The organism is Streptomyces sp. NPDC032721 (assembly GCF_055579625.1).
In genome coordinates, this window is sequence record NZ_JBVIMX010000016.1 from 112,728 (window position 1) to 138,673 (window position 25,946).

General features: G+C 70.9%; 23 protein-coding genes. 16 read left to right on the top strand and 7 right to left on the bottom strand.

Features of this window, described 5'->3' with window-relative positions; translation table 11 throughout:
• Positions 1–46 precede the first annotated feature (46 nt).
• The 8 genes from ACZ5PB_RS30180 (at position 47) to ahcY (ending at position 12,060) form a co-directional block, all read left to right on the top strand.
• Positions 47–1,027 (top strand): aromatase/cyclase, encoded by a 981-nt coding sequence (locus ACZ5PB_RS30180; RefSeq protein ID WP_468695476.1) that lies wholly within the window; start codon positions 47–49, stop codon positions 1,025–1,027.
• Entirely contained in the window at positions 1,027–2,937 is a 1,911-nt protein-coding gene (locus ACZ5PB_RS30185; RefSeq protein WP_468695479.1) for a condensation domain-containing protein, read from the top strand. Before ACZ5PB_RS30180 ends, ACZ5PB_RS30185 begins: the two co-directional genes overlap by 1 nt.
• Positions 2,938–3,456: 519 nt before the next feature.
• Complete coding sequence (gene metK, locus ACZ5PB_RS30190) at positions 3,457–4,665, top strand: methionine adenosyltransferase (RefSeq protein ID WP_468695481.1); 1,209 nt, start codon at positions 3,457–3,459, stop codon at positions 4,663–4,665.
• Positions 4,666–4,755: 90 nt separating this feature from the next.
• Positions 4,756–5,793 carry a carbohydrate kinase family protein gene (locus tag ACZ5PB_RS30195; protein WP_468695483.1) on the top strand — a complete coding sequence of 346 codons (1,038 nt, stop codon included), beginning with the start codon at positions 4,756–4,758 and terminating at the stop codon, positions 5,791–5,793.
• Positions 5,790–6,026, top strand: a complete 237-nt coding sequence (locus tag ACZ5PB_RS30200) for a hypothetical protein (RefSeq protein WP_468695485.1) — start codon at positions 5,790–5,792, stop codon at positions 6,024–6,026. Before ACZ5PB_RS30195 ends, ACZ5PB_RS30200 begins: the two co-directional genes overlap by 4 nt.
• Positions 6,023–9,577 carry a methionine synthase gene (gene metH, locus ACZ5PB_RS30205; RefSeq protein ID WP_468695487.1) on the top strand — a complete coding sequence of 1,185 codons (3,555 nt, stop codon included), beginning with the start codon at positions 6,023–6,025 and terminating at the stop codon, positions 9,575–9,577. The genes ACZ5PB_RS30200 and metH overlap by 4 nt, the downstream gene beginning before the upstream one ends.
• Positions 9,578–9,701: 124 nt before the next feature.
• Entirely contained in the window at positions 9,702–10,604 is a 903-nt protein-coding gene (gene metF / locus ACZ5PB_RS30210) for a methylenetetrahydrofolate reductase [NAD(P)H] (protein ID WP_468695632.1), read from the top strand.
• A gap of 55 nt (positions 10,605–10,659) precedes the next feature.
• Complete coding sequence (ahcY, locus tag ACZ5PB_RS30215) at positions 10,660–12,060, top strand: adenosylhomocysteinase (protein WP_468695489.1); 1,401 nt, start codon at positions 10,660–10,662, stop codon at positions 12,058–12,060.
• A gap of 112 nt (positions 12,061–12,172) precedes the next feature.
• Here the strand turns inward: ahcY and ACZ5PB_RS30220 are convergent, their stop codons facing one another.
• From ACZ5PB_RS30220 to ACZ5PB_RS30235, 4 genes are all read right to left on the bottom strand, one after another.
• Positions 12,173–12,436 carry a DUF397 domain-containing protein gene (locus tag ACZ5PB_RS30220; RefSeq protein ID WP_468695491.1) on the bottom strand — a complete coding sequence of 88 codons (264 nt, stop codon included), beginning with the start codon at positions 12,434–12,436 and terminating at the stop codon, positions 12,173–12,175.
• Positions 12,433–13,266, bottom strand: coding sequence for a helix-turn-helix domain-containing protein (locus tag ACZ5PB_RS30225; protein WP_468695493.1), 834 nt, complete (start codon positions 13,264–13,266; stop codon positions 12,433–12,435). Before ACZ5PB_RS30225 ends, ACZ5PB_RS30220 begins: the two co-directional genes overlap by 4 nt.
• A 219-nt stretch (positions 13,267–13,485) precedes the next feature.
• Entirely contained in the window at positions 13,486–14,322 is an 837-nt protein-coding gene (locus ACZ5PB_RS30230) for a hypothetical protein (RefSeq protein ID WP_468695495.1), read from the bottom strand.
• Positions 14,323–14,349: 27 nt separating this feature from the next.
• On the bottom strand, positions 14,350–14,796 hold the full coding sequence (locus ACZ5PB_RS30235; protein ID WP_468695497.1) for a hypothetical protein: 447 nt from the start codon (positions 14,794–14,796) through the stop codon (positions 14,350–14,352).
• A gap of 447 nt (positions 14,797–15,243) precedes the next feature.
• Here ACZ5PB_RS30235 and ACZ5PB_RS30240 point away from each other — a divergent pair, with 447 nt between their 5' ends.
• From ACZ5PB_RS30240 to ACZ5PB_RS30250, 3 genes are all read left to right on the top strand, one after another.
• Positions 15,244–15,612 carry an RNHCP domain-containing protein gene (locus ACZ5PB_RS30240; protein WP_468695498.1) on the top strand — a complete coding sequence of 123 codons (369 nt, stop codon included), beginning with the start codon at positions 15,244–15,246 and terminating at the stop codon, positions 15,610–15,612.
• A 1-nt stretch (position 15,613) separates the two neighbouring features.
• On the top strand, positions 15,614–16,027 hold the full coding sequence (locus ACZ5PB_RS30245) for an RNHCP domain-containing protein (protein ID WP_468695499.1): 414 nt from the start codon (positions 15,614–15,616) through the stop codon (positions 16,025–16,027).
• Positions 16,028–16,198: 171 nt separating this feature from the next.
• Positions 16,199–16,894: an anthrone oxygenase family protein gene (locus ACZ5PB_RS30250; RefSeq protein ID WP_468695501.1), complete on the top strand. Its 696-nt coding sequence runs from the start codon at positions 16,199–16,201 to the stop codon at positions 16,892–16,894.
• A gap of 70 nt (positions 16,895–16,964) precedes the next feature.
• On the opposite strand, the gene ACZ5PB_RS30255 is transcribed toward ACZ5PB_RS30250, so the two are convergent.
• Complete coding sequence (locus ACZ5PB_RS30255) at positions 16,965–17,468, bottom strand: anthrone oxygenase family protein (RefSeq protein WP_468695503.1); 504 nt, start codon at positions 17,466–17,468, stop codon at positions 16,965–16,967.
• A 270-nt stretch (positions 17,469–17,738) separates the two neighbouring features.
• On the opposite strand from ACZ5PB_RS30255, the gene gdhA reads away from it, so the two are divergent.
• Positions 17,739–19,109, top strand: coding sequence for an NADP-specific glutamate dehydrogenase (gdhA, locus tag ACZ5PB_RS30260; RefSeq protein WP_468695505.1), 1,371 nt, complete (start codon positions 17,739–17,741; stop codon positions 19,107–19,109).
• A 35-nt stretch (positions 19,110–19,144) separates the two neighbouring features.
• Positions 19,145–19,606 carry a hemerythrin domain-containing protein gene (locus ACZ5PB_RS30265; protein WP_468695507.1) on the top strand — a complete coding sequence of 154 codons (462 nt, stop codon included), beginning with the start codon at positions 19,145–19,147 and terminating at the stop codon, positions 19,604–19,606.
• A 25-nt stretch (positions 19,607–19,631) separates the two neighbouring features.
• Here ACZ5PB_RS30265 and ACZ5PB_RS30270 read toward each other — a convergent pair whose 3' ends face one another.
• Complete coding sequence (locus tag ACZ5PB_RS30270) at positions 19,632–20,435, bottom strand: SDR family NAD(P)-dependent oxidoreductase (RefSeq protein WP_468695509.1); 804 nt, start codon at positions 20,433–20,435, stop codon at positions 19,632–19,634.
• Between the two features lie 2 nt (positions 20,436–20,437).
• Positions 20,438–21,340 carry an NAD(P)-dependent oxidoreductase gene (locus tag ACZ5PB_RS30275; RefSeq protein ID WP_468695511.1) on the bottom strand — a complete coding sequence of 301 codons (903 nt, stop codon included), beginning with the start codon at positions 21,338–21,340 and terminating at the stop codon, positions 20,438–20,440.
• Positions 21,341–21,456: 116 nt separating this feature from the next.
• Here ACZ5PB_RS30275 and ACZ5PB_RS30280 point away from each other — a divergent pair, with 116 nt between their 5' ends.
• The 3 genes from ACZ5PB_RS30280 (at position 21,457) to ACZ5PB_RS30290 (ending at position 25,921) form a co-directional block, all read left to right on the top strand.
• The gene (locus ACZ5PB_RS30280; RefSeq protein ID WP_468695512.1) at positions 21,457–24,726 is read left to right on the top strand and encodes an AfsR/SARP family transcriptional regulator; all 3,270 of its coding nucleotides are present in this window, start codon (positions 21,457–21,459) and stop codon (positions 24,724–24,726) included.
• 94 nt (positions 24,727–24,820) lie between these two features.
• Positions 24,821–25,627: an SDR family NAD(P)-dependent oxidoreductase gene (locus ACZ5PB_RS30285; RefSeq protein ID WP_468695513.1), complete on the top strand. Its 807-nt coding sequence runs from the start codon at positions 24,821–24,823 to the stop codon at positions 25,625–25,627.
• Between the two features lie 45 nt (positions 25,628–25,672).
• Positions 25,673–25,921: a DUF1330 domain-containing protein gene (locus tag ACZ5PB_RS30290; protein WP_468695515.1), complete on the top strand. Its 249-nt coding sequence runs from the start codon at positions 25,673–25,675 to the stop codon at positions 25,919–25,921.
• The last annotated feature ends 25 nt before the right edge of the window (positions 25,922–25,946 follow it).

Sequence of the window (25,946 nt, forward strand, 5' to 3'; positions counted from 1 at the left end):
CGGCATTGGGCACATTCGTGGTCCAAGGTCGAGAAAGGTGGAGCCGATGTCAGCTGAGCCGAAGCCCGGCGAGCGGATCCTTCGCACGGCGTACACGGTGGACGTGCAGGCGCCCGCCGGTGTGGTGTACGGACTGCTCTCCGACACCACCCGGTGGCCGCTGATCATGCCGCCCACCGTGCACGTGGAGCGGCTCGACTTCGACGGGGCCGAGGACCGCTTCCAGATGTGGGTCACGGCCAACGGCCAGGTGAAGTCCTGGTTCTCCCGCCGCGCCATGGACCCGGTGGCCCGCCGCATCACCTTCCGGCACGAGACCCCGGCCGCCCCCGCCCGCGCCATGGGCGGGCAGTGGAGCGTGGACGAGCTCGGGGACGGCCGGTGCAGGCTCACCCTCGACCACGACTTCACCGTGGCCGCCGACCTGCCGGAGGACGAGGCCTGGCTGCGGCTCGCCACCGACACCAACAGCCGCGCCGAACTCGACCACATCAAGGCCGCGGCCGAGAACGCGGCCCGCAACGCCGAGCTCCTCCTCACCTTCGAGGACGAACTCACCGTCAAGGCCCCGCCCGAGCTCCTCCACGACTTCCTGTACGGGATCGAGGAGTGGCCGGCCGTCGTCCCGCACGTCGCCCGCGTCGAGGTCGACGAGCTGTTGCCCGGCATCCAGCGGGTGCGCATGGACACCCTGGTCGCCGACGGGGTCGCCCAGACGACCCGGTCCACCGAGGCCGTGCGGATCTGCTTCCCGGCCGCGTACCGCATCGTCGAGAAGCGGACGCAGACCCCCCGGCTGTTCGCGGAGCACGTGTCGGAGTGGTCGCTGTCGTCCGACGAGAACGGTGTCACGGCCGTCTGCCGGCACAGCGTCCTGCTGCGCGAGGAGGCGATCGGCGAGGTGTTCGGTGCCGGTACGAGCGTGGCGCAGGCGCGGAGTCATGTGCGTGAGGCGCTCGGCCGCGAGAGCAGGGACACGCTCGCCCTGGCCGCCCGGCACGCGGAATCGGCCGTACGACCGATCTGATGGCCACATCCGAGCAGCCGCGCCCGCGCCCCCCGCGCGACCCCCGCCCCGGGGGCGGCGCGCCGCAGGTTCCCGCCTCCCCCACCCAACGGGACCTGCTGCTCGACGCGCTGGTGCGGCCGGGGGCCGGACTCCACGTCGAGCAGCTGGCGGTGCGCTGGCGCGGGCCGCTGGACGTGCCGAGGTTCATCGGGGCGTGGCAGACGCTGTACGACAGTGATCTGGTGCTGCGCACCGCGCTCGCCCCGCCCTTCGGCAATCCCCCCGGGGCGGCCCCCGCGCTGGCCGTGCAGCCGAGGGTGGTGCCCCGGATCGCGTACCACCGCGCCGACAGCGGCGCCGACTGGCACACCCTCGTACGGAGCGAACGGCTGCGGGAGTTCGATCTGCGGCGCGCCGGGCAGTTGCGGGTGACGCTCCTGGAGGACCCCCGGCCGGACGTCGCGGCCGAACTGGCGCGGGTCACCCGGCTGTTGCTCACGTACCACCACGCCTTCCTCGACGGGCGCAGCGTGCGCGCCCTGCTGCGGTCCTTCCTGCGCGCGTACGTCGCCGACGGCCGGGCGCGGGGCGGGGCGCGCCGCCCCGACGTCCGGGACCACGCGCAGTGGCTGTCGCGGCAGGACGTGGTGGCGGCGCGGGAGTTCTGGATGCGGTCGGCGGCCTCGGGGCCGGCCCGGGACGCCGTGACCCTGCCCGCCGTACCGCTGGCTTCTTCGGCTCCGGTACGGCAGGGGCACGAGTGGCTGCGGGAGCGGCTCACCCCCAAGGAGGCGCTACGGCTGCGGAGTTGGGCGGCGGAGCAGGGGGCCGCCGAGTCGACGGCGTTGCAGGCGGTGTGGGCGCTGCTGCTGTACCGGGCCGCCTGGCTGGGGTCGCCGGGCAGGCCGGACCCGGTGTCCGTGGTCTTCTCGGTGGCGGTCTCGGGCCGGGGCATCGGGCTGCCGGGCGCGGAACTGCTGTCCGGGTCGTTGCGCGGCTGCCATCCGCTGCACGTGCGGGTGGCAGCGGGGATGCCGGTGGGGCGGCTGATGGCCGTGCTGGGTGACCGGGTGCTGGACCGGGCGGCGTACGAATGGGTCTCGGGCGGCCAGATCGAGAGCTGGTCGGAGGGCACGGGCACCGCGGGCCCCCGCCCGGAGTCGCTGGTCGTCTTCGAACCGCCCTCGCCCCTCGGCCTCACCTCGGGCGCGTACGGAGCGTCGGCCGCCGCGCTCGCGGGTGAACTCGCCGCCGAGGGCGTACGGGTGGACGAGCCGGAGGTACTCGTCGCGCCCACCGCGCTGCCGCTCACCCTGGTCGCCCGGCACGACGCCGAGGGCGGCCTCGTACTGACCTGCGTGCACGACCGCGCCCGCTTCCCGGACACCGACGCGGCGGGACTGCTCGCCCAGGCGGCCCGGCTGCTGCGGACCCTGCCGGACGGCCGGGACGCGTGGGACGTGGCGGGCGCCATGGACGTACTGGGCGGCCTGCCGGTACCACGAACGAACCCCCGACTCCCCACTCCCGTACGGGTGTTGCGCCCGGCGGCCGGGGCGGGCGCGGGCATCGTCTGCCTGCTGCCCGCAGTGGGCTCGCCGCCCGGCTGCTACGACGCGCTCCCCGAACTCTTCGACGGCCCGCAGGCCCTGGCGGTACTGCCCCCGGGCGCGGACCCCGCCCTGTGCCTGGAGGTGCTGCGCCCCGGCCTGGCCCGGCAGGAACCGGTGTACCTGGCAGGCTTCGCGGGCACGGCCGAGACGGCCGGGCGGGCCGCCGCCCGGATCGCCGCCCACGGCTGGTCCCCGCCCCCGGTGGCCACCGGCGGCAACCCGGAGGGCGGCCCGGAACCACTGCGGGTGCTGGCACGCGCACTGAAGAGTGCGACGAACACCACGCCCACCACACCCGGACCGGACACGGGATGAGGCCCCGCGTGGCACGGCGCGGGCGCGCTCGGGGCCCCTGGGCAGGGACCCGCACGGGAACTCGCGCGAGGGCCGGCTCGGTCCCTGTGCGAGACCCCGTATGGAGATCCACACGGGAACCCTCCAGGTGCCTTGCGCGGCCCGGGCGGGGGCCCCGCCCGGGTTTTGCCCGGGAACTTGCGCCACTGGTGCGGGCTCCGCACGAGAATCCGGGCGAGGACCTGCGCGACCCGCAAGAGTCCCGCATCGGCCCTGCACGGGCTCCGCGCGGGCCCCGAACGGGCCCTGCGCGAGGACCCCTGGGGAACCGCGCAAGGCCCCGCGCGGGAGCCGCACGTGGAACCCGTATGAGATCACCCGCAAAGATCCGCATGAGCCGACCCGCAGGACCCGACCCGCACGCGCCGCCGCCAACTGACCGCCCCGTACCGCCCTTACCGACCGCCTCGTACGAACTCCGTACGGGATTCCGAAGCGCACCATCTCACCCGAGTCAGCCAACCCACCACCAGGAGTGACATGTCCCGCCGTCTGTTCACCTCGGAGTCCGTGACCGAGGGCCACCCCGACAAGATCGCCGACCAGATCAGCGACACCGTCCTCGACGCGCTCCTCACCGAGGACCCGACCTCGCGCGTGGCCGTCGAGACGATGATCACGACCGGTCTTGTGCACATCGCGGGAGAGGTGACGACGAAGGCGTACGCGCCGATCGCGGCCCTGGTCCGTGCGAAGGTGCTGGAGATCGGGTACGACTCCTCCGCCAAGGGCTTCGACGGTGCCTCCTGTGGCGTTTCCCTCTCCATCGGCGCCCAGTCGCCCGACATCGCCCAGGGCGTCGACACCGCCTACGAGAAGCGGGTCGAGGGCGATGACGACGAGCTCGACAAGCAGGGTGCGGGCGACCAGGGCCTGATGTTCGGGTACGCGTGCGACGAGACCCCCGAGCTGATGCCGCTCCCGATCCACCTCGCGCACCAGCTCTCGTACCGGCTGACCGAGGTCCGCAAGAACGGCACCCTGCCCTACCTGCGTCCCGACGGGAAGACGCAGGTCACGATCGAGTACGACGGGGACAAGGCCGTCCGCCTGGACACCGTCGTCGTCTCCTCGCAGCACGCCGCCGACATCGACCTGAACGGGCTGCTCGCCCCCGACATCAAGGAGCACGTCGTCGACCACGTGCTCAACCGGCTCGCGGCGGACGGCATCAAGCTCGACACCGAGGGCTACCGGCTCCTGGTCAACCCGACCGGGCGCTTCGAGATCGGCGGCCCGATGGGCGATGCCGGCCTCACCGGGCGCAAGATCATCATTGATACGTACGGGGGCATGGCCCGGCACGGTGGCGGCGCGTTCTCGGGCAAGGACCCGTCCAAGGTCGACCGTTCGGCCGCGTACGCGATGCGCTGGGTCGCCAAGAACGTCGTGGCCGCCGGGCTCGCGACGCGCTGCGAGGTCCAGGTCGCGTACGCGATCGGCAAGGCCGAGCCGGTCGGGCTCTTCGTCGAGACCTTCGGCACTGCCACCGTCGACACGGACAAGATTGAGAACGCGATTGCCGAGGTCTTCGACCTCCGCCCGGCCGCGATCATCCGCGATCTGGATCTGCTCCGGCCGATCTACTCGCAGACCGCCGCCTACGGCCACTTCGGCCGCGAGCTCCCGGACTTCACCTGGGAGCGCACCGACCGGGCCGAGGCGTTGAAGGCCGCCGCAGCTCGCTGATTTCGATTGGTTCCGTTCCTCTGTTCCTCCGTTCCTCCCCCCCCGACACCGGCCCGGCCACGCCCGGAGACCACTCCGCAGGAGACCCCAGTGCGCATAGCGGTGACAGGATCCGTCGCCACGGATCACCTCATGGCCTTTCCGGGCCGGTTCGTCGACCAGCTGCTCCCCGACCAGCTGGCACACCTCTCGCTGTCCTTCCTGGTCGACACCCTGGAAGTACGGCGAGGAGGCGTGGCGGCCAACATCTCGTACGGGCTGGGGGTGCTGGGGCTGCGCCCCCTGCTCGCCGGGGCGGTCGGGCCCGACTTCGCGGAGTACGAGGTCTGGTTGAAGGAACACGGCGTGGACACGTCCGGTGTGCACGTCTCCGGGGAGCATCAGACCGCCAGGTTCATGTGCATGACCGACCAGGACTCCAACCAGATCGCGTCCTTCTACGCCGGCGCCATGGCGGAGGCCGCCACCATCGACCTCTGCGAACTGGCCGTACGCAGCGGCCCGTTGGATCTCGTTCTCGTCTCGCCCAACGACCCGGCGGCGATGCTCCGCCACACCGGTCAGTGCCGGGAGCTCGGCATCCCGTTCGCCGCCGACCCCTCCCAGCAGCTCGCCCGGCTCTCCCGGGACGAGGTGCGCGCCCTGGTGGACGGCGCCCGCTGGCTGTTCACCAACGAGTACGAGTCCGCGCTGCTGCGCGAGCGCGCCGAGTGGAGCACGGGGGAGGTGCTCGCCAGGGTCGGTACCTGGGTGACCACGCTCGGCTCGAAGGGCGTACGCATCGACCGCCGCGACGCGACGAAGACCACCACGGTCAAGGTCCGCGCGATCCCCGACGTCCCCGCCGAGGACCCGACGGGCGTGGGCGACGCCTTCCGGGCCGGCTTCCTGGCCGCGGTGAGCCAGGGCCTGCCGCCCGAACCCGCCGCCCAACTGGGCTGCGCGATGGCCGCGTCGGCACTGGGCGGGATCGGCTCCCAGTCCTACGAGGCCGACCCGGCGGCCCTCCTCGCCACCGTGACCAAGGTCTACGGGCCCGAAGCGGCGGAGCGGCTGGCCCCGATACTGCCCGCCGGACCGGCCACCGGACCGGCCACCGGACAGCCCACCACAGGAGCCCGGTCATGAGCGCCGCCGCCGACGGGGCCGTCCGCGCCCGACGCCCCGACACCTCACGCCCCGGCTTCCCGGCCGCCGCGAGCAAGGGCCTGCCGGTCGAGCTGTCATCCCAACTCGGGTGCGCAAAGGCCGCGGTGGCCCTGCGTGCCGTTGCCGTCGCCCGTCCGGCGGCCGAGGCGGATTCGGAGTCTGAGCAGCAGCAGCCGGTAGCCGTACCGAACACCCGGGGAGACCGGTCATGAGCCACACAGACAGCCACACCGACAGCCACACCGACAGCCACGCAGCCAGCCAGAGCGCCGCCGCCCGCACCCGCGCCTCCGCCCTCCGCGACGCCTTCGCCACCCGTGTCGTCGTCGCCGACGGCGCCATGGGCACCATGCTCCAGGAGCAGGACCCCACCCTTGAGGACTTCCAGCAGCTGGAGGGCTGCAACGAGATCCTCAACATCACCCGCCCCGACATCGTCCGCTCCGTCCACGAGGCCTACTTCTCGGCCGGTGTCGACTGCGTCGAGACCAACACCTTCGGAACCAACTACGCCGCCCTCGCCGAGTACGAGATCGTCGAGCGGAACTTCGAGCTCGCCGAGGCAGGTGCCCGGATCGCCCGTGCGGTGGCCGACGAGTTCACCGTGTCCACCGGGCAGCAGCGCTGGGTGCTCGGTTCGATGGGTCCCGGCACCAAGCTGCCGACGCTCGGCCACATCGACTACGCGACCATTCGCGACGCGTACCAGACCAACGCGGAAGGCCTGCTCACCGGCGGTGCGGACGCCCTTCTCGTCGAGACCACGCAGGACCTCCTGCAGACCAAGTCCTCCATCGTCGGCGCCCGGCGCGCCATGGACGCCCTCGGCCTCAGCGTCCCGCTCATCTGCTCGGTGACGGTCGAGACCACCGGCACCATGCTGCTCGGCTCCGAGATCGGCGCCGCGCTGACCGCGCTGGAGCCCCTCGGCATCGACATGATCGGGCTGAACTGCGCCACCGGTCCCGCCGAGATGACCGAGCACCTGCGCCACCTGGCCCGGCACTCCCGCGTCCAGCTGTCCTGCATGCCCAACGCGGGGCTGCCGGTCCTCACCAAGGACGGCGCCCACTACCCGCTCTCGCCCGCCGAGCTCGCCGACGCGCAGGAGAACTTCGTGCGCGAGTACGGTCTCTCGCTGGTGGGCGGCTGCTGCGGTACGACGCCCGAGCACCTGCGCCAAGTGGTCGCGCGGGTGCGGGCGTTGACTCCGCCCGCTCGCGAGCCGCGCCCCGAGGCAGGGGCCTCCTCGCTGTACCAGGCGGTGCCCTTCCGGCAGGACACCTCGTACATGGCGATCGGTGAGCGGACGAACGCCAACGGGTCGAAGAAGTTCCGTGAGGCCATGCTGGAGGCCCGCTGGGACGACTGCGTGGAGATGGTCCGCGACCAGATCCGCGAGGGCGCCCACATGGTCGACCTCTGCGTCGACTACGTGGGGCGCGACGGTGTCGCCGACATGGCCGAGCTGGCCGGCCGCTTCGCCACCGCCTCCACCCTGCCCATCGTGCTCGACTCCACCGAACTGCCCGTACTTCAGGCCGGGTTGGAGAAGCTCGGCGGGCGCGCCGTCATCAACTCCGTCAACTACGAGGACGGCGACGGCCCCGCCTCCCGCTTCGCCAAGGTCACCGCCCTCGCCCGGGAGCACGGCTCCGCCCTCATCGCGCTGACCATCGACGAGGAGGGCCAGGCCCGTACCGTCGAGAACAAGGTCGCCATCGCCGAGCGGCTGATCGCCGACCTCACCGGCAACTGGGGCATCCACGAGTCGGACATCCTCATCGACACCCTCACCTTCACCATCTGCACCGGCCAGGAGGAGTCCCGGGGCGACGGCATCGCCACCATCGAGTCGATCCGCGAGCTCAAGCGCCGCCACCCCGACGTACAGACCACCCTCGGCCTGTCCAACATCTCCTTCGGCCTCAACCCGGCCGCCCGGGTGCTTCTCAACTCGGTCTTCCTCGACGAGTGCGTGAAGGCGGGTCTGGACTCCGCCATCGTGCACGCCTCCAAGATCCTGCCGATCGCCCGCTTCGACGAGGAGCAGGTGACCACCGCCCTCGACCTCATCTACGACCGGCGTGCCGAGGGCTACGATCCTCTCCAGAAGCTCATGGCGCTCTTCGAGGGCGTCAATACCAAGTCGATGAAGGCGGGGCGCGCCGAGGAACTCCTCGCGCTGCCCCTGGAGGAGCGACTGCGCGCCCGCATCGTCGACGGCGAGAAGAACGGCCTGGAGGCCGACCTCGACGAGGCCCTGACCACCCGCCCGGCCCTCGACATCGTCAACGACACCCTCCTCGAAGGCATGAAGGTGGTCGGCGAGCTGTTCGGGTCGGGGCAGATGCAGCTGCCGTTCGTGCTCCAGTCCGCGGAGGTCATGAAGACCGCGGTGGCCCACCTGGAACCGCACATGGAGAAGTCCGACGCCGACGGAAAGGGCACCATCGTCCTCGCGACCGTACGGGGCGACGTCCACGACATCGGCAAGAACCTCGTCGACATCATCCTGTCCAACAACGGCTACAACGTCGTCAACATCGGCATCAAGCAGCCCGTCTCCGCGATCCTCGAAGCGGCCGTCGAGAACAGGGCCGACGTCATCGGGATGTCCGGGCTGCTGGTCAAGTCCACGGTGATCATGAAGGAGAACCTGGAGGAGCTCAACCAGCGCAAGATGGCCGCCGACTACCCCGTCATCCTCGGCGGCGCCGCCCTGACCAGGGCGTACGTCGAGCAGGACCTGCACGAGATCTACGAGGGCGAGGTGCGCTACGCCCGCGACGCCTTCGAGGGCCTGCGCCTCATGGACGCGCTGATGGGCGTCAAGCGCGGCGTCCCCGGCGTCGAGCTGCCGCCCCTGAAACAGCGCCGCGTCCGCCCCGCCTCGGCCCCCCGCCCGCAGGTGGAGGAGCGCCCCGACGAGGAGGGCTCGGTCCGCTCCGACACCGCGATCGACAACCCGGTCCCCACCCCGCCGTTCTGGGGCACCCGCGTCGTCAAGGGCATCCAGCTCAAGGAGTACGCGTCCTGGCTGGACGAGGGCGCCCTGTTCAAGGGGCAGTGGGGGCTGAAGCAGGCCCGCGCGGGCGGGGCCACGTACGAGGAACTGGTGGAGAGCGAGGGCCGCCCCCGGCTGCGCGGCCTGCTCGACAGGATGCACACCGAGAACCTGCTCGAAGCGGCCGTCGTGCACGGCTACTTCCCCTGCGTCTCCAAGGGCGACGACCTGATCCTGCTCGACGAACAGGGCCTGGAGCGCACCCGGTTCACCTTCCCGCGCCAGCGCCACGGCCGCCGGCTGTGCCTGGCCGACTTCTTCCGCCCCGAGGAGACGGGCGAGGTGGACGTGGTCGGTCTCCAGGTCGTCACCGTCGGGTCGAGGATCGGCGAGGAGACCGCCAGGCTCTTCGAGGCCAACGCCTACCGCGACTACCTCGAACTGCACGGCCTGTCCGTGCAGTTGGCGGAGGCCCTCGCCGAGTACTGGCACGCGCGCGTCCGTTCCGAGCTGGGTTACGCCGGTGAGGACCCCGCCGAGGTGGAGGACATGTTCGCGCTGAAGTACCGGGGTGCCCGCTTCTCCCTCGGTTACGGGGCCTGCCCCGACCTGGAGGACCGGGCGAAGATCGCGGAACTGCTGCGGCCGGAGCGGATCGGTGTTCATCTCTCGGAGGAGTTCCAGCTCCACCCGGAGCAGTCCACCGACGCGATCATCATTCACCACCCCGCGGCCACGTACTTCAACGCCCGTTGATGCCAGGCCCGTCGACACCGGAAGGACCGATACCTTGACTGCTGTCTTCGCAGAGCGCGCCGCCCCGGAGCAGGCCACCGCCGCACCCGCCGCCGCCGTACCGCCCGCCGCCTCGCCCGCCGCCGTGCCGAACCCCCGCCCCACCGTGCGCGAAGTGCTCGCCAGCGGCCGGCGCTCGTACTCCTTCGAGTTCTTCCCGCCCAAGACCGCGGCGGGCGAGCGCACCCTGTGGAACGCGATCCGCCGCATCGAGTCGTACGCGCCCTCCTTCGTCTCCGTCACCTACGGGGCGGGCGGCTCCTCCCGGGACCGCACCGTCGAGGTCACCAAGCGCATCGCCGCCGAGACCACCCTGCGCCCGGTCGCCCACCTCACCGCGGTCGGCCACTCCCGGGCCGAGCTGCGCCAGATCATCGGCCAGTACGCCGACGCGGGCATCCGGGACGTACTCGCCCTGCGCGGCGACCCGCCGGGCGACCCGCGCGGCGCCTGGACCCAGCATCCGGACGGTTTCAACCACGCCCACGAACTGGTCAGCATGATCCGGCAGTTGGGCGACTTCAGCGTGGGCGTGGCCGCGTTCCCCGAGCGGCACCCGCGCTCGACGGGCTGGACCGACGACATCCGGCACTTCGCCGCCAAGTGCAAGGCGGGCGCCGACTACGCGATCACCCAGATGTTCTTCCACGTGGAGGACTACCTGCGGCTGCGCGACCGGCTGATGTCGGTGGGCTGTCTGACGCCGATCATCCCCGAGATCATGCCCGCGACCGACTTCCGCCAGATCCGGCGCTTCTCGGAGCTGAGCGACGCCCGCTTCCCCGACGCCCTCGCGCAGCGGCTGGAGGCGGCGCAGGACAACCCGGCCGACGGCCACCGGATCGGCGTCGAGTACGCGACCGAGATGTCGCAGCGCCTCCTCGCCGAGGGGGCGCCGGGCCTGCACTACATCACCCTCAACAAGTCCACCGCGACGCTGGAGATCCACCAGAACCTCGCGGCGGACCGCCCCGGCACCAATCCGTAGAACCCCTTCCCTTCCCTCCCATCCCACTCTCACCACCACCACGGAGTAACACCCCATGGAATTCACCGACTTCAAGGTCGCCGACCTCTCCCTCGCCGAGTTCGGCCGCAAGGAGATCACCCTGGCCGAGCACGAGATGCCCGGCCTGATGTCGATCCGCCGCGAGTACGCCGCCGCCCAGCCGCTGGCCGGAGCCCGGATCACTGGCTCGCTGCACATGACGATCCAGACGGCCGTGCTCATCGAGACCCTGGTCGCCCTGGGCGCCGAGGTCCGCTGGGTGTCCTGCAACATCTACTCCACCCAGGACCACGCCGCCGCCGCGATTGCCGCCGCCGGAATCCCGGTCTTCGCCTGGAAGGGCGAGACGCTGGAGGAGTACTGGTGGTGCACGGAGCAGGCGCTGACCTGGCCGGGCCACGCCGGGCCGAACATGATCCTGGACGACGGCGGCGACGCCACCCTCCTCGTCCACAAGGGAGTCGAGTACGCCAAGGCGGGCCAGGTCCCCGACCCGTCGACCGCCGACAACGAGGAGATGGCGCTCGTCCTGGCCCTCCTGCACAAGTCGACCCTGGACTGGCCGGTACTGGCCGCCGGGATCAAGGGGGTCACCGAGGAGACCACCACCGGTGTCCACCGGCTGTACGAGATGCACCGCGACGGCCAGCTCCTCTTCCCGGCGATCAACGTGAACGACGCCGTGACCAAGTCGAAGTTCGACAACAAGTACGGCTGCCGGCACTCGCTGATCGACGGCATCAACCGCGCCACCGACGTCCTCATCGGCGGCAAGACCGCCGTCGTCTTCGGGTACGGGGACGTCGGCAAGGGCTGTGCGGAGTCCCTGCGCGGCCAGGGCGCCCGGGTCATCGTCACCGAGATCGACCCGATCTGCGCGCTCCAGGCGGCGATGGACGGCTACCAGGTCACCACCCTCGACGAGGTGGTGGAAACGGCCGACATCTTCATCACGACCACCGGCAACAAGGACATCATCATGGCCTCGGACATGGCCAGGATGAAGCACCAGGCGATCATCGGGAACATCGGCCACTTCGACAACGAGATCGACATGGCGGGCCTGGCCAAGACCGAGGGCATCGTCAAGGACGAGGTCAAGCCGCAGGTCCACACCTGGACGTTCCCCGACGGCAAGGTCCTGATCGTCCTCTCCGAGGGCCGCCTGCTCAACCTCGGCAACGCGACCGGCCACCCGTCCTTCGTGATGTCCAACTCCTTCGCGGACCAGACCCTGGCCCAGATCGAGCTGTTCACCAAGCCGGCCGAGTACCCGACCGACGTCTACGTCCTCCCCAAGCACCTCGACGAGAAGGTCGCCCGCCTCCACCTCGACGCCCTCGGCGTGAAGCTGACCACCCTGCGCCCCGAGCAGGCCGCGTACATCGGGGTCGACGCCAACGGCCCGTACAAGCCGGACCACTACCGCTACTGAGCGGCCCGGAGGGCGGAACCTGGCAGGCGGACCCGTTGCCGCCCGCTACGGTATGACGCGACGGGCCCCTCGCCACTTCGTTTGGCGAGGGGCCCGTCTTCGGTGCTGCCGGTCAGACCGAGTGCGTGGCGGCGAACGCGGCGAATGCGGCCCATGCTCCCGGGGCCACGTCGAACGTGGGGGAAGCGGAGCCGAGCTTGCTGTCACGGACGTGAACGTCGGAGCACGCGCACGTGGCGACCTCGACGCACTCGCCGCCCTGGTTGCCGGAGTACGACGACTTGTGCCAGCCGTGCGCGACCTCGACGCAGGCGCCGCCCTCATTGCCTGAGTAACTCGACTTGAACCATGCGGAGTTGGGGGGATTGGTGGTCATAGCTCTCCTGCCAGCTTGCCGATGAACTCCAGCGACTCCGGAGCCCGGAGCGCGTGCGATCGGATCATTCCATACCGCAGTTCGAGGGCGCCGACATCCTTCGGAGAGGAGTAGAACGTGGAACCGCCGCCCTGATACTCGACGTAGACCAGCGAGCGACCCTCCTCTGTGGTCAGGAGGATCATGGGTCCGTCGAGACCGACGTGGGTCTCGACCTCCATCGGCATCACGTGCACATCGACGTTCCGCATGCCCGCGCAGGCCACTAGGTGCTCCAACTGTTCCTTGTGCACGGCGGCACCGCCGATGGGGCGCCGCAGGACCTGTTCCTCGATGACGAAGCACAGCGAAGCCGCAGGCCGACGGGTGAGGAGCTGCTGACGGTCGATGCGTCCCTGGATGCGGTTCTCGATCTGGTCTTCCTCCAACAGCGGAACGCGGGCGGAGAGCACCGCTCGCGCGTGTGCCTCGGTCTGGAGAAGGCCGTTGATCGCGTGGTCGTCGTACATGAACAGCCGCTGGGCTCGGCCCTCGGCATCCGCGTACTCCTGGAAGAACATCGGATGCTCCGGCTTGGTCAGATCCTCCTGCATCACCAGCAGCAGCCCGTCCGCCTCCAGCGCCTCGTCCACGTCCTGGATGTAATCGGGCGTGGGCCGGATCGACCCCGACTCCACCTTCTGCACCGTCGAGAGGGAGTACCCGCGTTTCGAGCGCTCCGTGAGCTGCTCCTGGGTCATCCCGCGCAGGTTCCGCAGCCGCTTCTGCTGGCGACCGAAGATCCGCCACGCGAGCGGCTTCTGGTCTCGTCCCTCGTCCTGGCCGTCCATCGCCACGCCCTTCGTCCGGCCCGGTCGCTTTCCCCACGCATGAGACGAAATCCTGCGGACCGGTTCCTGTGCAGACGGTAGTCGTCCGCTGAGAGCCTCCTACCCATGGCAGGCGCAACCCCAGCAACCGAACTCACCAGCGAACGGGACCAGTTGAGCAAATACTGGCGTCGGTCACTCGGCGGACCGTGCTTTCCCACTCCCGACGCCCGCTGTCGTTCAGTCCCGTACGGCGGACAGCAGCAGTGGCGTGCGTACCCCCAGGTGGGCGGCGGAGTCGGCGATGGTGGCGGCCAGCCAGCCGACGGCGTCGCAGGACCACTCGGCGAGTTCGCCGTGCAGGGCCATACCGTGCAGAGGCGGCCCGTTCCAGAACGCGTCGGCGAACGGCGGGGGCAGGGCGGAGCCCTCGTCGGTGCTTCCCGATTCGCCTTGACGGAATACCTGCTGCTCCAAGTGGCCGAGGTGGCTGGTGAGCTGCTGGGCGATGGCGGGGATGGAAGCGTCGCGTCCGCTGTTGATGGTGATCCTCACCGGCGTACGAGCCTGTGGGGCGCATTCACCGAACCACTCGCGGGTGGCCATGGAGGGGATGAGTGCGTTGCGCGGGCGGGCTGAGGGGGTGAGCCCTTGAAGGGGGAGAAGGATCTGCAATGCGGACAGGCGTGCCGTGCCGATGCGGGTGATGGTGTCTTCGGCGCAGCGCAGGAACGGCTGCACGGGCAGTGGCCTGTCATGCGCCGGCACGCTGCACTCGACCTGGAACCATGCGAAGGGGTCGGTAGCCGCGTGGTGGGCGCTGCATTCGGCGTCGTTCATGGCCCACAGTCCCGGTGCCGCAGCAGTGCGCTCGTCTCCTGCGGTACTCGATTGGTCGTCGTGCCAGCCCAGGGCAACCGATCGCTGACGGAACAGCTGGTAGGCGTCGTGATCGGACTCCGGGTCGCGCCAAGGGTGCGTGGCCAGCTCACCGTGAAAGGCAGCGAACATGGAGCCTGCCGTGCGGTAGCCAGTGGGGTCGATTCCAGGCTGGTCGAAGTTCTGCTGCTCGGGCATTTCGTCCCCAGTGGTCTGCTGTGTTTCTCAAGGCTGGTCTTCGTGGCGCAGCTTCTCGGCAGTGTCGAGCTCACCGATGACGTCGACTTCCACATGGTTACGCCATGAAGTCCGCTGAAATGTCCGGCACCTGATGCGGGCTACCGTGCGACTCACGCTGCCACCACCAGGCTTGAGTTCCTTGGTGGGTGAGCAGGCTTGCTGCCGCCAGCTGTGGTCAGTGAAGTACTGGGTCACGTCCGCGCTCGGAGACATGTCCATCACGCGTCCCGCCTGGTCCAGGTAGATCGCTGTCTTGTCGGAGCCGGGCGGAGCAATTCCCGGCTCGGCCTCTTCAGTTGTCACCCGGGAGGGAGGACCCTTTGGCAGGTGATCCTCGGGAGTGGAAGAGCTGGTTGCAAAAGCGGGTGTGCCGCCCATCACTAGAACAGTGAGCAGGGCGATGGTGGTTCGGCGGAGATTCTGGCGTGGCATGACTTCCCGTTCCGTGGGCGGACTTGCCCGGCCGCATTGCGTGGCTGCGGCAGTTCGGGCCAGTCTCTGCTCCCCTGTGTCTGTTCGGGCGGAGAGGCGGGAGGGGTTCCGCTCAAAGGGTGACTGCATCCCCCAGATGGAGGTGGTGAGGTCGTCGGGCACGACATCGAGGCCGACCGGCTGTGCGCGTTCATGGCTCTGATGTCCGCGCGTCGAAAATCGCGTTGACAGCCCCGGAAGGCGCCCTGTTAGCTGAGTGCGTCGTTCTGATTCGTTCTGCTTACTTCTGGGCCTTTTGTGCCCTTGAAAAGGGTGTTTTGATGACCCGGCCCGCGCCGAGTGCGCCTCGCCACACCGCGTAACCGTCCACCGCTCTGCGCTGCCTTCTGACGAGGCCGCTCGGCCTGCTCTTGCTGCCCTGAACCGTTTCCAGCAAGGAGCACCCGGGTGTCCAGCCACACCTCCACCCACAACACCCTCAGCCTCTCCACCTTCAGCTGTACGTGGTGCGGTCTCACCGTGTCCGCGTACGCCGTCGACGGCGAGCCGCGCAATCACTGCCCGTCCTGTCTGCACTCCCGGCACGTCCTCGACCACGTCGAGGGCGGTCCGAGCGAGTGCGAGGGGCGGATGTCCCCGATCGCCATCGCCGTGCTCCGCACCGGTGACTGGGCGGTGATCCACCGCTGCGTGCGCTGTGACGAGCTCACCTCGAACCCGGTCCGCGCGGACGACAACCAGCTCATCCTGATGCGCATGGCGGTCCGCCCGCTGGCCCAACCGCCTTTCCCGCTCGAAGCGTTCGGGACCCTCTGAGATGCCGCGCAACAACCGTGGACGAGGGCGCCGTCCGCAACAGCACAAGGACGTCCTGCACCCCCGGGGCGGGCCCCGGACCGACGCCTTCCGGTGTACGTCCTGCCGGCTCGACGTGTCCCTGGACGCGCCCGGTACCGCGCACCGCAACCACTGCCCGAACTGTCTGGCCAGCCTGCACGTCGACCGGAAGGTCCCGGGTGACCGCGACGCGGACTGCCGGGGCCGGATGGAGGCGCTGGGCATGTCCGTACGGACCGACGGCGAGTGGATGATCATCCACCAGTGCGCCGCGTGCGGCGAGCTCAGCGCCAACCGCGTCGCGGGCGACGACAATCCGCGCGCCCTGGTCCGCCTGGCCCTGAGACCGCTGGCCGATCCCGGGGTCGCCGGGCGCGTCCTGCTCGCTCTCTGAACCGGCCGTGAACCAGGCGGGCGGCCCGGTCCCGGCCGGATCGGGCCGCCTGCCTGGAGCTTCGCTCAAGGACGGTTCAAGAGGCCGGGGCCCGGCATCGGGGGAGTGCCACGATCGGATGTCCGTGCCATGGGCAAGCAGTACTCCGACCACTCAGATGAGGACGCAGCCATGAGCCAGCCCCCGACCGGGAGTTACTCCCCGAACTACACCGGCAACTTCCCACCGCCGCAGCCTCAGCAGCCGCACCAGCCCCACCGGCACCCGCAGCAGGGCTACCCCCAGCAGGGATACCCGCAGCAGGGGTACGCGCCCGGCGCCCCCGCGGCACGCTCGGCGGCTTCGGCTTCGGCTTCGGCCTCGGGGAACACCAAGCTCTCCACGGTGCTGATCCTCGTCCCGACCGTCCTCATGGGCCTGATGGCCGGACTGTTCTTCGCCTTCGACGTCTCGGTCATGCCGGGCCTGGCGGAGGTCGACAACCGTACGTACGTCACGGCGATGCAGCACTTCAACTCCAACATCGACGGCAACGGCCTCTTCGGCATGGCCTTCGTGCTCGCCCTGCTGGTCGCCGTGGCCTCGGCGATCGTCGAGCTGCGCAAGGGCCGCCGCAAGGTCGCCCTCCTGGTCGGGATCGGTGCCGCGCTCTACTTCGTCGTACTCATGATCACGTTCTCGGTGAACATCCCGCTCAACAACGAACTGGCGCAGGCCGGCAACGCGGCCAAGCTCACCGACTTCTCGATCGTGGACAAGTTCAAGACGACCTGGGAGACCTTGAACATCGTCCGCACCCTGCTGTGCACGGTGGCCCTGGGCTTCCTGGCGCGCGCCCTGGTCCTGTACGGGCGTGGCACCCGCTGACGTATCCCCGCACACCCGTGGAAGGGGTCCCGCCCTGCCCGGCGGGGCCCCTTCCACGTGCGTACGCCGGTCAGGCCGCCAGCCCGCCGTTGAGCACCAGCGCCCACGCCAGGAAGGCCACCGCCGCCGTGCACAGCAGCGTCCGCCAGACGTTGGCCCGCGCCCACGGGCCCTCGAAGGCGCGCCGTACGGCCCTCGGGTCGGGGATGCGGGCGACCGGGCCCGCCTTCTCCAGGGCGTTGTTCAGCGGGATGTTGACCTTGTTGGTGACGCCCATCGAGGCGAGGTAGCAGACCAGGGCGGCGACCAGCGGCGGCAGTACGTCGCGGCCGTCGGACGGCACGTGCAGCGCCAGCGCGACCGCCGTGAAGAGGAAGGCGCCGATGTAGCCGAGCACGAACCAGCCGTTGAGGATGGCCACGTTGATGCGCTGCATGACGTCGATGACGCTGCGGTCGTCCTGGGTGCGCCGCAGTGCGGGCATCACCGACACGGAGAAACCGTAGAACAGGCCGCTGACCAGTCCCATGGTGCTGATCGCGGCGATGAGCGAGGCCAGTCGTGCGGTCTCCACGGTGGGTCCCCCTACGTGGTCGTGGACGTGATCGTGGACATGGTCACGGTCATGGGTGCGGGCAGAGCGGGTCATATCCAGGCAAACAGGACCCCAAAGACGGGTCATCGTCTCGCCAATGCGCGGTGATCCTATGGTGGGTGGGCCGTACGTCGCCGAGAGCTCAAGCCGGCTTCCAGGGGCCCTTGAGCAGTACGGGCGAAAGTGGCCGCCACCAGGAGACCGGCACGGGAACGGATTTCCGTACCCACCCGAGGAGAGGAACCGCCCGTGAAGGCCACCACCACCGCCACCCACCACCAGCGGCTGGACGCACTGAGGGCGGACATCGAGCGCCGCAATCCCGCGCAGCCGGAGTTCCACCAGGCGGTCCGCGAGGTGCTGGACACGCTGGCGCCGGTCTTCGCGGCCCGGCCCGAGTACGCGGACCCGGCCGTCGCCCTCCTTGAGCGGCTTACCGAGCCGGAGCGGCAGATCCTCTTCCGGGTGCCGTGGCAGGACGACCGGGGCCATGTGCACGTGAACCGGGGCTACCGCGTGGAGTTCAACAGCGCGCTCGGCCCGTACAAGGGCGGTCTGCGCTTCCACCCCTCGGTCGACATCGGCGTGGTGAAGTTCCTCGGCTTCGAGCAGGTCTTCAAGAACGCGCTGACCGGCCTGGGCATAGGCGGCGGCAAGGGCGGCAGCGACTTCGACCCGCACGGCAGGTCGGACGCCGAGGTGATGCGCTTCTGCCAGTCCTTCATGACCGAACTGCACCGCCACATCGGCGAGTACACGGACGTCCCGGCCGGTGACATCGGCGTCGGCGGCCGCGAGATCGGCTTCCTCTTCGGCCAGTACCGGCGCATCACCAACCGCTGGGAGGCCGGCGTGCTGACCGGCAAGGGCCAGGGCTGGGGCGGCTCCGCGATCCGCCCGCAGGCCACCGGCTACGGCAGCGTGCTGTTCGCCGCCGAGATGCTGAAGCAGCGGGGGGCGGGCCTGGACGGTCTGTCCGCCGTCGTCTCCGGCTCGGGCAACGTCGCCCAGTACACCATCGAGAAGCTCCAGCAGCTCGGCGCGAACCCGCTCACGGCCTCCGACTCCCAGGGCTACGTCGTCGACGAGAAGGGCATCGACCTCGAACTCCTCCAGCAGATCAAGGAGGTCGAGCGCGGCCGGGTCAGCGAGTACGCGGAGCGCAGGGGCGCCAGCGCCCGCTACGTGCCCGGCGGCCGGGTCTGGGACGTCCCCGCGGACGTCGCCTTCCCCTCCGCCACCCAGAACGAACTGACCGAGACCGACGCCCTGTCCCTCGTACGCAACGGGGTCCGCGCGGTCTCCGAGGGCGCCAACATGCCGACCACCCCCGAGGCCGTACGCGTCCTCCAGGAGGCCGGTGTCGCCTTCGGCCCCGGCAAGGCGGCCAACGCGGGCGGCGTCGCGGTCAGCGCGCTGGAGATGAGCCAGAACGCGGGCCGCGAGGCCTGGACGGCAGCCCGGGTCGAGGACGAGCTGGCGGGCATCATGCGCTCGATCCACGAGGTCTCGTACGAGACGGCCGAGCGCTACGGCGCCCCGGGCGACTACGTCACGGGCGCGAACATCGCGGGCTTCGAGCGGGTCGCGGACGCGATGCTGGCGCAGGGCGTCATCTGAGACGCAGGGCGTCATCCGAGAACGGGAGCACGACCTTGACGACCGACCGCGTCACCGCCTGGGGTGCGGAACTGCAGCAGGTCCACGGCAAGCTGCGCACCGCGCTGGCGCTGGCGCGGGCGGGGCTGGACGGCGGCTCTCCCGCCGACGCCGCCAACGACCTGCTGCTGTTCTGCCACGGGTTCTGCGCCGCCCTGTCCGGCCACCACCGTGCCGAGGACGGCTCGCTGTTCCCGGAACTGGTCCGGGCGCGCCCCGACCTGGCGCCGGTGATCGCGAAGCTGACCCAGGACCACAACATGATCGAGCACCTGATCGGCGGCCTGCGGAAGGCGGTGGCCGACTCGGCCGACCCCGAGGTGGCGCACGAGCACCTGGACGGGATCGAGGCGGTCATGGAGACGCACTTCAAGTACGAGGAGAAGGAGCTGGGTGCGGTGCTGGACGGCATGGACGCCGACTTCGACCGCACCCGGATCTTCGGCCCGATCAGCTGAGGCGCGTCCCGGCGCGTCCCGGTGCTTACGCCGGGGCGTGGATGCGCTGGGCCAGGCCTCCGTCGACGGGGAACTCGATCCCGGTGGTGAAGGTGGCGTCGAAGGCGAGGAAGAGCGTGGCCGTGGCGAACTCCTCGATGGTGCCGACGCGCTTCATCGGGGTCTCCTGGTCGCCCGCTTCGAGGAACTCGGCCCGTTCCCGGTCGGTCCAGGTGGGAACCGCCATGGTCGGGGTGTTGATGTAGCCGCCGCTGATCGCGTTGACCCGGATACGGCGGGGCAGCAGCTCGGCGGCGAGCACCTGGGCGAAGGAACGGGCGGCGGCCTTCGACGCGGAGTACGTGGCCATCTGCGGGTAGCCCATGACGGTGGTGACCGAGGTGGTGAAGACGATGGAGCCGCCGTCCTCGATCAGCGGGGCCAGGCGCTGCACGGTGAAGAAGGCGCCCTTGGTGTTGATGGCGAAGGCCTGGTCGTAACTGGCCTCGGTGACCTTCTCGAACGGCTCGATCGACGCGGTGCCCGCGTTGATGTGCAGGAAGTCGACGGTGCCGAGTTCGGCGGCGACGAGGGCGGCGAGGGCGTCGATGTCGGCCGTGCTGGAGATGTCGGAACGGGCCGCGTGCACGGCGTCGCCGTAGGGGGCGAGCTCGTCGCGGGCCGCTTCGAGGTTCTTCTCGCTGTGCCCGGTCAGCAGGACCTCGGCGCCGCCCGCGAGCAGTGCCTTGACGACTCCCAGGCCCATGCCGTGGGTGCCGCCGATGATGACGGCCTTCTTGCCGGCGTACCGGCCTGCGTTGTTCTGGTTCTTCTCGGCGTTGACGTTCATGGCTACTTGCCCTTCCTTACGGACTCGATGGTGCGGGAGAGGCTGGCGGCGCCGTGTCCGGCGGCGAGCTGTTCCTCCAGCGCGGACCGGAGCGGGTCGAGGAGTTCGGTGCCGAGGCCGCGGGCGCGGGTGGCGGTGAGGATGTTGGCCAGGCCGACCGCGTTGATGCTGATGTTGGAGACGTCCGTGGCGTCGTACTCGCCGGAGTCGATCTCCGACGCGAAGCCGGGCAGCGCGGCGGCCGCCGAGCCGAGCCAGCGGACCAGGAACCCGGTGATGTCCGCCGCCTTGATCCCCGCGGTCTCGGCGAGGGCGACCGACTGGAAGAAGCCCGCGAACATCCCGTACATGCCGCTGAGCAGGGCCAGGTCGTGGACCGGGGTGAGGGTCGGGTCGGCGCCGACGAAGGAGGCGGAGCCCAGGAGTTCCAGCTGCGGGCGTACGGCTTCGAAGGCGGTGGGCGAGCCGCTGTAGAGCACGAAGGACTCGGGCTGCCCGAGGGTCTGCGGCACGGCGTAGACCGCTCCGTCGAGGTAGGCCGCGCCGTGCCGGGCGGCCAGCGCCGCGAGTTGGCGGGTGCCTTCCGGGGTGCTGGTGGTGAGGTTCAGCAGCGTCTTGCCGGTCAGGGCGGGGGCGGCCGGGGTGAGGACCGCGAGCGCGGCGGCGTCGTCCAGGACGTTCATGATCACCAGCTCTGCGGCGGCGATGGCCTCGGCGGGGGTGCCGGCCCGCCGGGCGCCCCGGCCGACGAGAGCGTCGGCCTTGGCGGCGGTGCGGTTCCAGACGGTGGTGCGGTGGCCGCTGTCGAGGTACGTCGTGGCGAGTGCCTGGCCGAGGTTGCCGAGTCCGAGGACGGCGACGGTGGGGGCGGAGTTCTTGGTGGCGTTCTGCGCTGCGGTGTTCATGGGGATCACTGTGCTGAGCTGCGCTGTTGATCGGCTGTTGGATGGCTGTCGGTCGGGGGCAGGGTGGCTGTCGGTCGCGGGCCGGGGGTGCGGTGCGTGCGGGATATCGTTCAGGCATGCGATTCGGGGTGCTCGGTGTGCTGGCGGTCTGGACCCCGGAGGGGGAGCCGGTGGCGATCCCCGGAGCGAAGGTCCGCGCCCTGCTCGGCGCTCTGCTGATCGCCCCGGGGCGCCCGGTGTCGGTGGACCGCTTGGTCGACGACCTGTGGGGCGTACGGGACTTGCCTGCCCACCCGGCCAACACACTTCAGGGCAAGGTCTCCCAGCTGCGCCGCGCGCTGGAGCAGGCCGTACCGGGTGCCGGGCGCCGGCTGGTGCGGGCCACGGCCGCGGGCTACGCGCTGGCGGTGGACGATGCCGAGGCGGTGGACGCCGGACGCTTCGCCGCGCTGGTCGCACGGGCCCGTACGGAGCCGGACGCACGGGTGCGTGCCGGGCTGCTCGCGGAGGCGCTGGGACTGTGGCGGGGCGAGGCGTTCGAGGACTTCGCCGACGAGCCGTTCGCCGGAGCCGCGATCGCCAGGCTGGCGGAGGAGCGGCTGACGGCGGTCGAGGAGCTGGCGGAAGCTCGGCTCGGGGTGGGCGAACACGCGGCGCTGGTGGGGGAGTTGGGCGAACTGGTGGCCCGCCATCCACTGCGCGAACGGCTGCGGGCCGTACAGCTGCGAGCGCTGTACCGGGCCGGTCGGCAGAGCGAGGCGCTGGAGAGTTATGCCGAGCTGCGGGAGCGGCTGGCGGATGACCTGGGCGTCGACCCGAGCGCCGAACTGACGGCGCTGCACGCGGCGATCCTGCGCCAGGAGCCGGAACTGGCGGGAGCGGTGGGAGCGGCGGGAGCGGAGAGCTCGCCGGGGCGGCCCCGTACGAACCTCCCCGCCCCCGTGACCGCACTGGTCGGCCGTGACGCGGCGGTCGACGAGGTGCGTGCGCTGCTGGGCGAGGGGCGGCTGGTGACGCTGACCGGACCGGGCGGCGTGGGCAAGACGCGACTCGCGGTCGAGGCCGCGACCCGGCAGACGGCGGACCTCGCCGACGGCTCCTGGATCGTCGAACTGGCCGCCACGGAGGGCGAACGCGGCGAAGAGGCACACCAGTTGGTCGCCGAGACGGCGCTACGGGTCCTGGGCATACGAGAGGAAGCGGGCACAGGCCCCGGCCCCGGAGGGGCGGCGGTCGACCGGCTGGTCCACGCCCTGCGCGGCAAACGTCTGCTGCTCATCCTCGACAACTGCGAGCACCTGCTGGACGCGGCGGCCGAGCTGGCCCGGCGGCTGCTGGGTGCCGCGCCCGGCATCCGTATCCTCGCGACCAGTCAGGAGCCGCTGGGCCTGGGCGGCGAAGTGCTCTTCCCCGTACCGCCGTTGGACCTGCCGCCGCCCGATGCGGCCGCCGACCCGGATGCCGTACGGGAGTCGGCGGCGGTCCGCCTCTTCGTGGCGCGGGCCGCCGGCGCGCCCGGCTTCGCCCTTGACGCGGACAACGCCGAGGCCGTCGCGGAACTGTGCCGACGCCTCGACGGCATCCCGCTGGCCCTGGAGCTGGCGGCCTCGCGCGTACGGACCCTCGGCGTGCACGGTCTGGTGGCCCGGCTGGACGACCGCCTCGAACTGCTGTCGGGCGGCTACCGCGACGCCCCGGCCCGGCAGCGCACCCTGCGCGCGATGATCGACTGGAGCTGGGAGCTGCTGACCGCCGCCGAGCGCATCGTGCTGCGCAGGCTGGCCGTCCACGCGCAGGGCTGCACGCTCCGGGCCGCCGAGGCGGTCTGCTCCGGGGACGGGGTCAAGCCCGCCGAGGTGCTGGACCTGCTGGCCCGGCTGACCGATCGTTCGCTGGTGGTGGCCGCCGACTGCGCGACGGGGCCGCGCTACGGACTGCTGGAATCGGTACGGGCGTACTGCGCCGAGCGCCTGAACGAGGCGGGCGAGGCGCACGACCTCCGGCACCGGCACGCGACGTACTACACCGAACTGGCGGTCACGGCAGGCCCGTTGCTGCACGGGCCGGATCAGCGGCGCACCCTCGAACAGCTGGACGAGGAGAGCGCCAACCTGCGGGCCGCACTCTCCTTCACCGTCCAGGAAGAGCACGGGGACGACGCGCTGAGGCTGGTCAACGCGCTGGCCTGGTACTGGGTCCTGCGCTCGCGCCTCACGGAGGCACGCCGGTCGCTGGCGTCGGCGCTCGCGGTGCGGCCGGACGGGGAAAGGTCAGCCCAGCTCCGGGCACGCGCCGGAGTATGGGCAGCCGGGCTGGCGATCCTGGCGGGCGAGGGAGACGAGGGGGAGGGCGGCAGCAGCCAGGACGGAAGCGCGCTCCGTACCCGTATCCACTCGGCGCTCGCGCCCTACGCCACCTTCGACGACCCGCCCGGACTCGCCGCCGCGCAATGGTTCCTCGGCTCCGTACTGATGGGCTACGACCTGTCGCTGGGGGAGCCCCTGGTCGAGCAGTCCCTGGCCGGTTTCCGTGAGTTGGGGGACCGCTGGGGCACGGCGGCGGCGCTGAGCGTACGAGCACGGCACGCGCTGGGACGCAGCGACCTGGCCGCACTGGAACGCGACGGCACGGAGAGCGCCCGGCTCTTCGCCGAACTGGGCGACGGCTGGGGCCAGTTGCAGACGGTCTTCCCGCTCGCCTCGCTGGCGGAGATCGCCGGTGACTACGCACGGGCGGCCCAACTGCACCAGGACGGGCTGCGCTTGGCCGAGAAACTGGGCCTGTGGATGGAGGCGTCCAAGCGCCTGACCGGCCTGGGCCGCCTGGCACTCCTCTCTGGGGACCACGTACGCGCCCATGAACTCCACCAACGTGCACTGGAGTTGGCCTCCGACCAGAACTTCAGGGACGGGGAGGTCAGCGCCAGGATCGGCCTCGCGCTCGGCGCGCGCAGGGCGGGCGACTTCGACACGGCCGGGGAGCACCTGGACCCCCTCCTGACGTGGTTCCGTCGGCTCGACTTCGGCCCGGGGCTGACCCTGATCCTTGCCGAACTGGGCTTCGTGGCCGAGCAGCGGGGCGACGCACCGACCGCGCTGGCGCACCATCACGAGGGCCTGGCCCTCGCCCGGAAGCTCGGCGATCCCCGGGCGGTGGCCCTGGCCATGGAGGGGCTGGCGGGCGCACGTTCCCTCCAGGGCGAGCACCGCGCGGCGGCCCGCCTTCTGGGCTCGGCGACGGCGGCGCGGGAGTCGGTGGGGGCACCGCTGCCGCCGGGGGAGCGAGGCGACGTGGACCGCATCACCGCCCGCACCCGCGAGGCCCTGGGTGAAGCGGCCTTCACCACCGCCTTCGCCGAAGGCACCGGCCCGCAACAGCCCGCCTGAAGGCCGCCCCACTCCACCCGCACCCTGCCGCGCCCCCAGCCGCCCGCGCCAGAGTCGGGGCGGCACGGTTGCACGGGCGACGGAGGGGATCGCGATGACGGGGACGGCGACAGGCAGGGCTCCAGAGTTTCCGGTGGCGCTGGTCACGGGTGCGACGAGCGGTATCGGGCTGGCCATCGCTCGCGACCTCGGGGCCCGGGGGCACCGGGTGTTCCTCTGCGCGCGCACCGAGAGCGCGGTCAAGCAGACGGTGGAGGACCTGCGCGCCGAGGGCCTGACGGTGGAGGGAATGGCGGCCGACGTCACCGACCGCACGGCGGTCGAAGCACTCGTACGGGCCGCTGTAGCAGCCTTCGGCGGGCCGATCTCCGTACTGGTGAACAACGCGGGCCGCAGCGGCGGCGGCGCGACGGCGGACATCACCGACGAGCTGTGGCACGAGGTCATCGACACCAACCTGCACAGCGTGTTCCTGCTGACCCGCGAGGTCCTCAACGCGGGCGGCCTGGCCACCGCCGACTGGGGCCGCATCATCAACATCGCCTCCACGGCAGGCAAACAGGGCGTCCTGCTCGGCGCCCCGTACACGGCCTCCAAGCACGCTGTGGTGGGCCTGACCAAGGCCCTGGGCAAGGAGCTGGCCCCGACGGGCGTCACGGTCAACGCGGTGTGCCCCGGCTACGTGGAGACCCCGATGGCGGCGCGCGTACGCAGCGGGTACGCGGCGGCGTGGGACACGACGGAGGAGTACGTCCAGGAACAGTTCGAGGCCAAGATCCCGCTGGGCCGCTACTCCACCCCGGAGGAAGTCGCGGGCCTGGTCGGCTACTTGACCACGGACCTGGCGGCCTCGATCACGGCGCAGGCGCTCAACGTGTGCGGCGGCCTGGGCAACTTCTGAGCCACCCCGAAAGCTGGGCTCGGCCCTGACACCAGTACACGCACCGTGGCCCAAGCGTCCATCCTCAGCCACGGCGGCCGATACCTGGTCGCGGGCACCACGCCCGAGCCCGTCGAGGGCACCTGGGACTCCTCCCGGTTCATGGTCATCGAGTTTCCCGACATGGACCGGATCCGGCAGTGGTACGACTCCCCGGAGTACCGGCGTGCCCGGGCGATCCGTGAGGGCAAGGTGGGGGTGGGGATGCTGTTCGTCGAGGGCACGCCGCCCGAGGGCTTCTCGCTCCCGCAATAGACCGCTGGAGCCGCCGTCCGCCCGG